Annotated in this window: 13 protein-coding genes; 3 read left to right on the top strand and 10 right to left on the bottom strand. The window is 61.0% G+C overall.

Translation table 11 applies throughout. The annotated features are described in order from the left end of the window. Positions 1 to 5 precede the first annotated feature (5 nt). A complete protein-coding gene (locus AC1Q5O_RS02770) occupies positions 6 to 1,052 on the top strand; it encodes an alpha/beta hydrolase family protein (RefSeq protein WP_492561831.1) in 1,047 nt (348 codons plus the stop codon). Positions 1,053 to 1,189: 137 nt separating this feature from the next. Here the strand turns inward: AC1Q5O_RS02770 and pssA are convergent, their stop codons facing one another. The 6 genes from pssA to AC1Q5O_RS02740 all read right to left on the bottom strand — a co-directional run bounded on the left by pssA (position 1,190) and on the right by AC1Q5O_RS02740 (position 6,996). Next, entirely contained in the window at positions 1,190 to 1,957 is a 768-nt protein-coding gene (gene pssA, locus AC1Q5O_RS02765; RefSeq protein WP_492563068.1) for a CDP-diacylglycerol--serine O-phosphatidyltransferase, read from the bottom strand. 85 nt (positions 1,958 to 2,042) lie between these two features. Continuing rightward, a complete protein-coding gene (locus tag AC1Q5O_RS02760; RefSeq protein ID WP_226904550.1) occupies positions 2,043 to 2,741 on the bottom strand; it encodes a phosphatidylserine decarboxylase in 699 nt (232 codons plus the stop codon). A gap of 165 nt (positions 2,742 to 2,906) precedes the next feature. Then, a complete protein-coding gene (locus AC1Q5O_RS02755) occupies positions 2,907 to 4,805 on the bottom strand; it encodes an ABCB family ABC transporter ATP-binding protein/permease (RefSeq protein WP_464659781.1) in 1,899 nt (632 codons plus the stop codon). Between the two features lie 2 nt (positions 4,806 to 4,807). Then, positions 4,808 to 5,143 carry an ArsR/SmtB family transcription factor gene (locus AC1Q5O_RS02750; RefSeq protein ID WP_223611257.1) on the bottom strand — a complete coding sequence of 112 codons (336 nt, stop codon included), beginning with the start codon at positions 5,141 to 5,143 and terminating at the stop codon, positions 4,808 to 4,810. Between the two features lie 131 nt (positions 5,144 to 5,274). Continuing rightward, complete coding sequence (locus AC1Q5O_RS02745) at positions 5,275 to 5,685, bottom strand: hypothetical protein (RefSeq protein ID WP_492561830.1); 411 nt, start codon at positions 5,683 to 5,685, stop codon at positions 5,275 to 5,277. 15 nt (positions 5,686 to 5,700) lie between these two features. After that, on the bottom strand, positions 5,701 to 6,996 hold the full coding sequence (locus AC1Q5O_RS02740) for a LysM peptidoglycan-binding domain-containing protein (protein WP_492561829.1): 1,296 nt from the start codon (positions 6,994 to 6,996) through the stop codon (positions 5,701 to 5,703). A 174-nt stretch (positions 6,997 to 7,170) separates the two neighbouring features. Between AC1Q5O_RS02740 and AC1Q5O_RS02735 the strand changes: the two genes are divergently transcribed. Together AC1Q5O_RS02735 and AC1Q5O_RS02730 are read left to right on the top strand one after the other, a co-directional pair. Then, positions 7,171 to 7,776 (top strand): LOG family protein, encoded by a 606-nt coding sequence (locus tag AC1Q5O_RS02735; protein WP_223611260.1) that lies wholly within the window; start codon positions 7,171 to 7,173, stop codon positions 7,774 to 7,776. A 21-nt stretch (positions 7,777 to 7,797) separates the two neighbouring features. Then, entirely contained in the window at positions 7,798 to 8,808 is a 1,011-nt protein-coding gene (locus tag AC1Q5O_RS02730) for a CorA family divalent cation transporter (protein ID WP_492561828.1), read from the top strand. Here AC1Q5O_RS02730 and rarD read toward each other — a convergent pair. The 4 genes from rarD to AC1Q5O_RS02710 form a co-directional block, all read right to left on the bottom strand. Next, positions 8,805 to 9,758, bottom strand: a complete 954-nt coding sequence (gene rarD, locus AC1Q5O_RS02725) for an EamA family transporter RarD (RefSeq protein ID WP_464659773.1) — start codon at positions 9,756 to 9,758, stop codon at positions 8,805 to 8,807. The genes AC1Q5O_RS02730 and rarD overlap by 4 nt on opposite strands. A gap of 113 nt (positions 9,759 to 9,871) precedes the next feature. Then, entirely contained in the window at positions 9,872 to 11,509 is a 1,638-nt protein-coding gene (gene cimA / locus AC1Q5O_RS02720) for a citramalate synthase (RefSeq protein ID WP_492561827.1), read from the bottom strand. Further along, positions 11,482 to 11,976, bottom strand: a complete 495-nt coding sequence (locus tag AC1Q5O_RS02715) for a GFA family protein (protein WP_492561826.1) — start codon at positions 11,974 to 11,976, stop codon at positions 11,482 to 11,484. Before AC1Q5O_RS02715 ends, cimA begins: the two co-directional genes overlap by 28 nt. Further along, positions 11,966 to 12,319, bottom strand: a complete 354-nt coding sequence (locus AC1Q5O_RS02710; RefSeq protein ID WP_492561825.1) for an endonuclease domain-containing protein — start codon at positions 12,317 to 12,319, stop codon at positions 11,966 to 11,968. Before AC1Q5O_RS02710 ends, AC1Q5O_RS02715 begins: the two co-directional genes overlap by 11 nt. Positions 12,320 to 12,450: the final 131 nt, after the last annotated feature.

Here is a 12,450-nt window from a genome sequence, read left to right as displayed (position 1 = left end):
TTATCATGCGATTTTTCAGTGCCGCAGCTCTGGTCGTTCTGGGTGTGTTTTGGCCTCTTCAACAGGCGCTTGCCGACCAGATTGCTGGCGTTCGGCAAATCACCGTTCCCTCAAAAGAACGCGGAACCGACCTCGATGTGACGGTCTGGTATCCGGCACGGACAGGCGGCGAAGAAGTCCTGCTGGGCGATACCCCGCTTTTCACGGGGACCGCCAGCATGCGCGATGCACCGCCCGTTGAGGGGAAATTTCCGCTCATCCTGCTTTCCCACGGCACCGGCATTGCCGGCAATGCGCAAGCCACGGGCTGGATTGCCGCCCCCTTGGCGCGGCAGGGATATATTGTCGCCGCGCCAAATCACCCGGGAAATCAGAGCGGAAACAAATCGGCAAGCGAGACGATGAAGCTTTGGCTGCGGCCAGCGGATTTCACAGCGACCCTGGATGCATTGAAAACCGGAACGGTTTTCCACGACCGGATCGACTGGAAAAACGTCGGCGCGCTCGGCCTTTCCATGGGCGGCTACACCGCCCTTGCGGTGGCAGGCGCCCGCATGGACCAGCAGCGCCTCGCGGCCTATTGCGATACCGATCTGCGCAACCACTCCCTGTGCGAATGGCTCGCACAGAGCGGCGTTGATCTGCACAGGATGGATGTGCATCCGGCAGGCCTGGACTATAGGGACAACCGTATTCGCTCGGCAGTTGCAATCGACCCGGCCATGTCGGACACGCTCACAACCGAAAGTGTTGCCGGCATCGCAATCCCCGTCGACCTCGTGAACCTCGGTCGAAAAGGCGACATTCCCCGCACGCTGCAGGCGTCGTGGATGGCTGACATCATTCCGGGTGCGCGCTATGCAAGCATCGAGGATGCCAACCATTTCAGCATGTTTGCCGCGTGCAAGGCCGGTGCATCGGACAAACTGAAGGCTGAGGGCGTAACGGAACCGCTGTGCGACGATGGAGATGGGAACTCGCGCAGCGCCATTCACGCGCAGCTGATCGATATGATCACAGACGCGTTCAACCGGACGCTCAAAGCGCAATAGATGTGCTGCAAAGTCGTTGTGCGTGGTTCGACAAGCTCACCATGAGGGATGGAGCGGGCTGCAATCAACGCTGCAGTTATCGCTCCTGCCACGCGCTAATCTCCCTCATGGTGAGCTTGTCGAACCACGCACAGAGCTTATGCAGATCCCTCAGACGGTGCAGACTCTGAAACGGCAGCGGCGGCAGCATCCGCCGCCTCGTGCCGCTTCCACGCGCGGGCGCTGAACGGCAGGCTCAGGAAGAAGCCGACGGTCGTCAGCGTCAGCGTCTGCCACGTGTAGCTCATCAGGAATGCCACATAGACCACGATGAACAGGAAGCTCGGCATTACCCAGTCGGAGCGGAGTTTTGTTCCGGCTGCCTTGCCGCTGAACACCGGCAGGCGGCTGATCATCAGGATCGCCACGCAGACGGTATAGGCGGCGCCGGCAAAGGCCAGTGGCCGCGTCGGCGCGAGGCCGAGAAAGCCGAGATAGACCGGCAGCATCACCAGCATCGCCCCCGCCGGGGCGGGAACGCCGGTGAAAAAATTGCCCTGCCACGCCGGTTTGCCGATCACATCAAGCATCACGTTGAAGCGGGCCAGCCGCAGGCAGCAGGCAATGCAGTAGAGCAGCGCGGCGATCCAGCCGAAGGAGCGGGCCTGATCCAGCATGTAGGCATAGAGCACCAGCGCGGGCGCCACGCCGAAATTGACGATATCGGCAAGCGAATCCATCTGCGCGCCGAATTTTGTCGAACCCTTCATCATGCGGGCGATGCGCCCGTCAATGCCGTCGAGGAACGCGGCGAGAAGAACCATCGACACCGCCAGCTCGAAGCGGTTCTCGAAGGCCAGCCGGATACCGGTCAAACCGGCGCAGATGGCCAGAACCGTAATGACATTCGGCACGAGGTAGCGCATGGGGATGCGCGAACCCGTGGGTTCCTGCACCTGCGGCTTTTCATCGAACAGCGGATCGGTCTCGGGTTCGTTCATGCCGCGCGCCTCAGCTGATACGGACCAGCGGGGCGCTGGGCTCGCCGCCGAATTCCGCCAGCACGCTCTCGCCGCCAACGGCCGTCTGGCCGACGGCAACGCGCGGTGCAAAACCTTCCGGCAGGTAGACGTCCACGCGCGAGCCGAAACGGATCAGGCCAAAGCGTTCGCCGATGGAAATGGAATTGTTTTCATCGACCCAGCAGACAATCCGGCGTGCCACGAGACCGGCAATCTGCACCACGGCAACCCGGCCATTGGGGCTGTCGATCACCAGGCCGTTGCGCTCGTTCTCGGCGCTTGCCTTGTCGAGTTCCGCATTGAGGAACTTGCCCGGCTTGTGGACAATGGTGGTGATGCGGCCGCGCACCGGGGCGCGGTTGATATGGCAGGAAAACACGTTCATGAACACGGAAATGCGGGTCATCTCGCGGTCGCCAAGGTTGAGTTCGCGCGGCGGCACAGCCGGGCCGACAGCGGAAACAATACCATCGGCAGGGCTGATCACCAGCCGGTCGTCGGTCGGGGTGACGCGCTGCGGATCGCGATAGAAATAGATGCACCAGGCGGTGAGGATGAGGCCGATCCAGAACAGCGGTTCCCAGAAATAACCGAGAACCACGGTCACGCCGGCAAACCCGGCGATGAACGGATAACCTTCCCGATGGATGGGGACCAGAGTGTTGCGGATGGAATCGACAAGGCTCATTGCTTTGTTCCTGACAGCGCCGGGTGTTCGCCGGGCAGCATACACGCCGCGCCGGAATTTCGCGTTACTTATCGGAGATTGGCAGCGGGGGCAAACCTTTCAACCCGGCTTGCACCGGTCATCAGCAGAATTCTTCAGTGGCGGACTTTTGCTGGCTGCGACTTTTCACGGCTCGACGGCGACGTCGAGCGCAGGTTTGCCGCGAACGACGACACCCAGATCGTCCTCCTCGCGCACCTTGCGCAGGCGTTCTTCGGCCTCGGTTGCCTCGCGCTGGCGGTTCCACATGGAGGCATAGAGGCCGTTTTCGGCCAGAAGCGCCGCATGGCGGCCGCGTTCGGCAATCACGCCGTCCTTGAGCACGATGATCTCGTCGGCACCGATGATCGTCGACAGGCGGTGGGCGATCACCAGCGTGGTGCGGTCGCGGCTGACCAGATCGAGCGAAGCCTGGATTTCATGTTCCGTCGCGCTGTCGAGCGCCGAGGTGGCTTCGTCGAGGATCAGGATCGGCGGCGCCTTCAAAATGGTGCGGGCAATGGCAACGCGCTGCTTTTCACCGCCGGAGAGTTTCAGGCCGCGCTCGCCGACCATGGCGTTGTAGCCTTCCGGCAGGCTCTGGATGAAACTGCCGATCTGGGCAAGCTCGGCCGCGTTGCGCACTTCCTCTTCCGTCGCCGTGATGCGGCCATAGCGGACGTTGTAGGCGATGGTATCGTTGAACAGCACCGTATCCTGCGGCACCATACCGATCACCGCGCGCAGGCTTTCCTGCGTCACGTCGCGGATATCCTGGCCGTCAATGCTGATCGAACCGCCCTGGATATCGTAGAAGCGGTAGAGCAGGCGCGACAGGGTGGATTTGCCGGCGCCGGACGGGCCGACAATGGCGACGGTCTTGCCGGCGGGAACTTCGAAGCTCACCCCCTTGAGGATCGGACGCTTCGGATCGTAGGCGAACTTCACATTGTCAAAGCGCACGGCGCCGCGCTCGATCACCAGCGGCCTGGCACCGGGCTTGTCGGTCACCTCCTGCTCGACATCGAGAAGGTCGAACATCTGTTCGATATCGGTCAGGCCCTGCCGCACTTCGCGGTAGATGAAGCCGATGAAATTGAGCGGAATGGAAAGCTGCATGAGCATGGCATTGATGAAGACGAAATCGCCGAGGGTCTGCGTGCCGGCCAGCACCTCCCTGCCCGACATGATCATCATGACCGCCATGCCGATGCCGAAAATCACCGACTGGCCGAAATTCAGCCAGCCGAGCGACGTCCAGATGCGGGTCGCGGAAATCTCGTAGCGCGCCATGGCCGCATCGAAGCGGCTGGCCTCCATCTGTTCGTTGCCGAAATATTTGACGGTCTCGAAGTTCAGGAGCGAGTCGATGGCCTTGGTGTTGGCGTCCGTGTCGGAATCGTTCATGTCGCGGCGGATGCTGATCCGCCAGTCGCTGGCACGGATGGTGAACCAGGTGTAGAGCCAGACCGTCGCCACGACTACGGCGAGATAGGACAGGCCATAGGCAAACGCGAAAATTACGGCGGTCAGCAGGAATTCGATGATCGTCGGCGCAGTGTTGAGGATGGTGAAGCGGACGATGGTTTCAATGCCCTTGGTGCCGCGCTCGATGATGCGCGACAGGCCGCCGGTGCGCCGCTCGACGTGGAAGCGCAGGGACAGATTGTGCATGTGCACGAATGTCCGGTAGGCAAGCTTGCGCACGGCATATTGCCCGACACTGGCAAACAGCGCATCGCGCAGCTGGTTCAAGCCTGCCTGAATGATGCGCGCGGCATTGTAGGCGGCCACCAGCATCAGCGGGCCGACGAGAATGAGCGGCAAGAGATCGGACGGCACGAACTTGCCGTTCAAGGCATTGGTCGCCCATTTGAAGAAATAGGGCACCAGAATGAGGATGACCTTGGAAATCAGCAGGTAGAACGAGGCCCAGACGACCCGCATCTTCAGGTCGGGACGTTCATCCGGCCACATATAGGTCCAAAGATTGCGGATGGTCTGCAGCGTTTTGCCAGACTCGGCGGAGACAGTTTTTTCAGCCACGGCTATTCCTTGATGGCCGCAGCGGCTACCCGCGCTGCCGGCACAATGGTATCGGGCGGACAGCACAGATTGGCCATATCGCCGACAAGGGCGGCGACATCGGCAAAGGCGTCCGGATTGATGCTGTAATGGGAACTCTGGCCGGACTGGCGGTAATTCACCAGACCGGCATCGACCAGTATTTTCAGATGCTGCGATACGGTCGACTGCGCCAGATCAAGCGTTGCGACAATATCCTTGCAGCAGGAGGCGTTCAGCCCGGCCAGCTGCCGGACAATGCGCAGGCGCGCGGGATGGGCGAGCGCGGTGAGAATCCGCGCCGTTTCCGCATCTGACATCGCCTGTTGAAATCGGTTGCTGCATTTCATCGTTCATCGGCGATAAACGATATAATTTTCCAATGCAAGGGTTAAAGCGGGTCATCCATGCCATGCGGGTGCGGTTTTGGAGCATATCCGGCGCTCAAGCATCAGAAAAAGCCGTCGAGAAACGCCGCCGTCCGATCCGAGAGTCCGACGATCTTGTCGGTTGCCTGGCGGTAGAACTTGAAGTTGAGTTCCGTACCGGGCTCACCATCCTTCCAGTCGGTCAGATGCCTGAGTTCCCGCCTGCCCAACGGACGCGTGGCAAGGGCATCGCGCCGGATCACGACGCTGACACGCGGCGTTTGCCTGATGACGCCGCTCTTCCTGGCGACGGCTTCGGCTGAGATGACGACACCGCGCGCGACAAGCCCCTGCCCGCCCTCGTTCTCGCTGGCGAAGAGAAAGACCGTGTCACCGGCGGCGATATGCTTGCCGCCATACATGGTCTTCTGCGCGGTGAATGCGAACATTTCCGCCTGCGGATCGCGAATCTCGGCTTTGATCGCGAATGCCACCCGTCCGTCCTTACGCTATTGCGGTGCCGGCTTGTCCTTTTCCGGCAATGAAAAGACCTGTCCGGGGAAAATCCTGTTCGGGTTCTGGATCTGCTCCTTGTTGGCCAGATAGATCGTCGTGTAGCGCACGCCTGCACCGTAGGTCCGGCGCGAAATCGTCCACAGATTGTCGCCGCGCCGGATGATGACCGAACCATCGACATTGCGAAGCGGCTTGGCCGTATCGGTGCCGGACGCCTGTTCACTGCCGGCAGCCGGGGCTGTTTCGGTCGAAGCCTGCGGCGTTGCCGCCGGTGCGGGCGTTGCGGATGGTGCGACGGCCGACACGCGCTGGCCTGCCTCGCGCTTGAACGGTACGGCGGCGCGGGCAATGACGGTTACGCCATCCTTTTCCACCATGTCCGCACGGATGATATAGTCGCCCACGGGCAGGTCGCGGGTTGTCTGCACAAGAAAGTGGCCATCGGCACCCGTCTTGGTCGAGCCGATGAGATTGTCATTGGCATAGACCTTGACCGTGTAGCCGGCATCGGCAATGCCGGCGATGAACAGTTTGCTGCCTTCGATCTCCACCGCTTCGACAACGATGCGGGCCTTGGCGGCGGGCTGCTTGGCAGGCTTGTCGCCGGTGGGCGCCGCTGCTGCGGCCGGCTGGTTGGAAGCTGCCTGACCTGCCGGAGCTTCCGGCACGGTGATCAGCCGGCTCGGCTGGCCGGATTGTTCGACAAGCGCCAGCACCTGACCCGATTTGGTTTCGGGGATGGAAACGATGGCGGTTTCCAGCGATGTCATGGCGCTGCCATCGGGTGCCGTCGAGCGCAGGACCAGCTGGTAATCGCCGGGCTTCAGGGGATCATCGAGGACGATGACGAAGTCGCCATTGGGCGAAGCCTTGGTGGTTCCAAGAATATCGCCGCGGGCCAGAAGGTCCACCTTGGCATTGTTGGCAGCCTTGCCCGCCAGAACGATCGTCCCCTTGGGGTCAACGCGCAGCACATCGAAGGTTGGAGCACCCGGCTTGCCCTCGTCTGCTTCAACCTGTGGCGTCGCCGTGCCTGCGGCTGGCGCGGCTACCGGTGCCGTCGTGTCGGCCGAAGGCGCAGCGGGAACTGCAGCTTGCGGCTGTTCGGCCGGTTTTGCAGCGGGCGTTTGCGCGGTTGGCGCCGATGCGTTTTCCGGTGCGTTTCCGCTCGCCGTTACGGCCGGCGTATTGGAAGTCGGCTTACCCGGAACAAACCCCAGATAGGCAGCAGCCAGCCCCACGGCGACAACAACGCCAAACCCCAATAGTGCAAACTTGTTCTTGACCATCGATCCCCAACCCTTTTGTTCTTTTTGCTCTAGCGCCTTTTGTGCTCTGCCACAAGAAAACCGTTTAGATTCAGCCTCATTCTTTGTGATTATTCTACCAGATTCGCAATTCGAGGCTTTTGTCGCATCCGCAGCGGCTTGACGTTTCACCGCACAGAAGGCACCACTTTTCAAATGAGCAAGATTCAATCCATCTGCGTTTACTGCGGCTCGTCTCCGGGCCGCGATCCGATTTACAAACAGAGCGGCAGGATGCTGGGCAAATCCATTGCCGAAAACGGGCTTGAGCTGGTGTACGGCGGCGGCACGAAGGGCATCATGGGCGCCGTTGCCGACGGTGTCATGTCGGCGGGCGGCAAGGTCACCGGCATCATTCCGAAGTTCCTGATGAACAAGGAAGCCACCGAGCATGCGCTCGGCCAGCTGTCGGAACTGGTCGTCACCGAGGACATGCACGAGCGCAAGCACAAGATGTTCGAGCGCTCCGACGCCTTCGTCACCCTGCCCGGCGGCATCGGCACGGTGGAGGAGATCGTCGAGATCATGACCTGGGCGCAGCTCGGGCGCCACCGCAAGCCGATGGTGTTCGCCAACATCAACGGGTTCTGGAATCCGATGCTTGCCCTCATCGATCACATGAAGGCGGAAGGCTTTGTGCATACGTCACATTTGGTCAATCCGCTTGTGGTAGAACGCCCGGAAGATATCGTTCCGGCGATCCTCAAAGCAGCCGCAAGAGGCGACCGGGACGGCGACGAAGCGATCATCGAACGGCTGTAGCAGCAAAGGAGCGGGGATTTCATGGTTCAAACGCTGAGCTTAGATCCCTCCCCCGAAGCAAAACTTCTGCCCCATGACGACTTCGTCATATCCTACCGGTTCACCAGCGATGGCACCTTGCTGTCCGAACCCGCCGCCGCAACGGACAAGGCATGGACCTGGAAGAGTTATGCGCTGGCCGATGCGCGCGCCCGGCGCAGCCTCGAAGCGGACAAGAGCCTGCCGGACAGCGTGCGCGAAGCCTTTCTCTCCTCCGGCGATCAATGCCAGATCAGCTTCGAAGACGGCTGGCTGTTCGGCGAACTGCCGGATCTGCAGCACGAGCACTACGGCGATCCGCGCGAGCTCGGCTATTTCCGCTTTGCCTTCGACAGGAACTTGTTCATCAGCGGCCGCCGCCACCCGCTGCAATCGGTGGATGACGTGCGCCAGTCCATCAATCGCGGCAAGATCAGGCCGGCCGCGCCGATCGCACTGTTCAACGCGATATTCCGGCGCTTTCTCGACCTGCTCAAGGCCGAGATCAACCGGCTTTCGGAAACGCTCGATTCCATCGAGGACCACATCGTCAGCGAGAAATGGCAGGGCGAGCGCGAACGGCTGGTGCCGGTGCGCCGCCAGATCGTGGTGTTCCACCGCTATCTCACTGCTGCCACCAGCCTGTTCCGCCATATCGACCATGCGGACCGGCGCGCCCTGCCGGAAGATCTCGACGATCTGATCGAAGGCCTGTCGATCCGCGCGGCAACGCTGCATGCGGAAGGCGAACAGCTGCAGCAGCGCGCAAGGCTGCTGCAGGACGAACTGCTGGCCAAGATGACCGATCAGTCCAACCGTTTTCTCTACGTGCTCTCGGTCATGACCGCCGTGCTGTTGCCGAGCAACGTCATCACCGGACTGTTCGGCATGAACACGCCGGGCCTGCCCTTCGCCAACAGCGCGCATGGCTTCTGGGTAGTGGCGCTGCTCGCCGTGATCATTTCGGCCATGGTCTACCTGATCGTCCGCAGGATCGGCGGATCAGGGCGCTAGGAAAGCTTCGCCTTGCGCGATTCATGCAGCATCGACCAGGTGTAGATCGCCAGCGCCGCCCAGATCAGCGCGAAGGCAATGAACTGGCTGTTGGAGAACGGCTCCTTGAACACGAAGATGGCGCACAGGAACACGATGGTCGGCGCGAGATACTGCATCAGGCCGATGGTGGTGTAGCGCAGGAGTTTTGCGCCAAAAGCGTAGAGAATAAGCGGAATGGCCGTGGCCGGACCGGCAAACAGGAGAAGGCCGATATCATGGCTGCCGCCATTGACGAAATGGCTCGTGCCCTGCGCTACGGTCCAGGCAATGAAGCCAAGCGAGGGAATGGACAGGATCAGCACTTCCAGCATGAAGCCTTGCGTCGGGCCGATGGGCAACGTTTTGCGGAAGAAGCCGTAGAAACCGAAGCTGAAGGCGAGAACCAGCGAAATCCACGGCAGGCCGCCGGATGAAATGGTCAGGAGCACAACCGCGCAGGCCGCAAGGCCGACCGCCACCATCTGCGGGCGCGTCAGCTTTTCCGACAGGAAAATACTGCCGAGCACCACGTTCACCAGCGGATTGATGTAGTAGCCGAGCGCCGTGTCGATGGCATGCCCGGCGCCGATGGCCCAGACATAGGTGCCCCAGTTGATGGTGATCAGCGTCGCCGTCAAGGTGGCCATGGCCAGCATGCGCGGCGTTGTCAGCGCGGTTCTCAGATCGTCGAAACGGCCCAACCACCACAGCACGGCACCGGCAATGGGAACCGACCAGACGATGCGGTGCGCCACCACTTCCAGCGCCGGCATGTAAGCCACGGCTTTCAGATAGAACGGCAGGATGCCCCACAGCAGATAGGCGGAAAGCGCAAAGATAAAGCCTTTCCTGCCGTCGGACATTCCCGGCCCTGCTTCAGCTGCGATTGCCCCAGCCCCAAGGCCGCTTTGATTGATCTGTTCACTCATGCGGCGATGCTCTACGACTACAGGCCGGAAACGTCTATCGAATTCGGCTGATCATCCCATCAACGCCCTTGATGATTTGGGATCAATTTCATCCAAAAATCGAGAAAACCGGCTCACTCGGCAGCGATTTTGCCAGCGAGATCGCGATTTTTCATCAATTTATAGACGATTGAGTCCATCAGCGCCTGAAACGAGGCATCGATGATATTGTCGGAAACCCCCACCGTCCACCAGCGCACATTGCTGGAATCCGTCGATTCGACCAGAACCCGGGTGATGGCTTCCGTGCCGCCATTGAGGATACGCACCTTGAAATCCGCCAGCACCAGATCGTCGATCTCGTGCTGGTAGCGCCCCATGTCCTTGCGCAAGGCCAGATCGAGCGCATTGACCGGGCCATGCCCTTCCGCCACGGACATGCGCTGCTCGCCATCAACCTCGACGCGGACCACGGCTTCGGAAACGGTCTTGATATTGCCATTGGCATCGAAGCGGCGTTCGACCATGCAGCGGAAGGATTCGACCTTGAAGAATTCCGGCACCGTGCCGAGCGTGCGGCGGGCCAGCAGTTCGAAGCTGGCATCGGCGCCCTCATAGGCATAACCCTCAGCCTCGTGCTCCTTGACCAGCGCGATCAGCGTATCGAGGCGCGGATCGTTTTTTGCAACGGGAATGCCGCGCCGCTCCAGCTCATTGATGAAATTGGATTTTCCGCCCTGATCGGACACCATGACCTTGCGGCGGTTCCCGACAGTCTCCGGCGGTATGTGTTCGTAGGTCGCCGGTTCCTTGATCAGTGCCGAGGCGTGAATGCCCGCCTTGGTGGCAAAGGCTGACGCGCCGACAAAGGCGCCCTGCGCATTGGGCGCGCGGTTGAGCAGTTCATCGAAACTGCGCGACAGGCGCGACAGGCCCTTGAGCTTTTCGGCGCTGATGCCGGTTTCGAAGCGGTCCGACCAGGCGGGCTTGAGTGCCAGTGTCGGGATGATGGTGATCAGATTGGCATTGCCGCAGCGCTCGCCGATGCCGTTGAGCGTGCCCTGGATATGACGCACGCCCGCATCGACGGCCGCAAGCGAATTGGCAACCGCCTGCTCCGTGTCGTTATGGGCATGGATGCCGAGGTGATCGCCGGGGATGGCTTTGGTGACGGCGCGGACGATCGCGCTGACTTCATTCGGCTGCGTGCCGCCATTGGTGTCGCACAGCACCACCCAGCGCGCCCCGGCGTCGTAGGCGGTCCTGGCGCAGGCCATGGCATAGTCCGGGTTGGCCTTGTAGCCGTCGAAGAAATGCTCGCAATCGACGATGGCTTCCTTGCCCGCCTCGACCGCCGCCCGGACGGAAGCATCGATGGATTCGAGGTTCTCTTCGTTGGTACAGCCGAGCGCGACACGGACATGGTAGTCCCAGCTCTTGCCGACAAAACAGACGACATCGGCCGAAGAGCCGATCAAGGCTGCCAGTCCCGGATCGTTGGACACGGAGACACCGGCGCGCTTGGTCATGCCGAAAGCGGCAAACTTGGCGTGACTGGTGCGCTTTTCCGCAAAGAAGGCCGTGTCGGTCGGATTGGCGCCGGGATAGCCGCCCTCGACATAGTCGAGGCCGAACTCATCGAGCATATCGGCAATGACCTTCTTGTCCTCGACCGAAAAATCGATGCCCGGCGTCTGCTGCCCGTCGCGCAACGTCGTGTCGAAGAGATAAACGCGTTCTTTTGTCACTTGCCCGCCACTCCCAACGGCCATGCATCCGTATCATGATCGGGATGCTGGTTGGAAACCATTGTCTTTAAAAACTCGATTGATTCCGGATCGCCATCGGACCTGTGGCCCGGCAACCGGCTGAGATCATCGACATAGGGCAGCTTGTCTTCGATGCCCCATTGCACGAGCGGCGCCAGCTCTTCCGGATGATCGAAGGCGCCGATGGCCAGCGCGACGCCGTCGGGCGCCTCGTAGGTCAGGGGCGTGCCGCAAGCGGCGCAGAAGCCGCGCTGGACGTGATTGGACGAGCGGAAACGCTTTGGCGCGCCGCGCGTCCACTCCAGGTGCGCCGTCCTGGTGGAAACCAGCGGCGCATAGAAATTGCCGAAAGCCTTCTGGCACATGCGGCAATGACAGATGGAGGTATCGGTCAGCGCACCTTCAACGCGGAACCGCACCGCGCCGCACTGACAGCCGCCGCTATAGACGGGCCTGTTATCAAGACTCATGGCTGTGGCTCCCCTTCAGCGCAATACGGACAATGTGCTGACACACGCCCTCGATATCCCGCAAGACATCGTCATTCCAGAAACGCAGGACGACCCAGCCATCGGCTTCCAGCCGGCGGGTTCTGCCCAGATCATAGACCAGATGATCATCTTCACCATGCTGCGCGCCATCAAGCTCAACAATCACGCGATGTGAAGGACAAGCAAAATCAACGATGTAACCGGCAACGGGCATCTGCCTTTTAAAGCTTAGCCCCATCAGCCGGTGCGCACGAACCGCATTCCAGAGCTTCAGTTCAGCGTCCGTCAATGCCCGGCGCATTGCCTTGGCATTGGCGCGCATTTTGCGAGGGACGGGTGTGTGAGATGGCATAGTGCTCACCCCCCTCTGTCCTGCCGGACATCTCCCCCACAAGGGGGGAGATCACATCGACATCGGTGTTTTCCCACAATGTTCAAACTCTCAGATTGTAC

The organism is Phyllobacterium sp. MT110, from assembly GCF_058792715.1.
The sequence above is the reverse complement of the archived record's forward strand: the minus strand, read 5'-3'. Positions and strand labels throughout refer to the sequence as shown.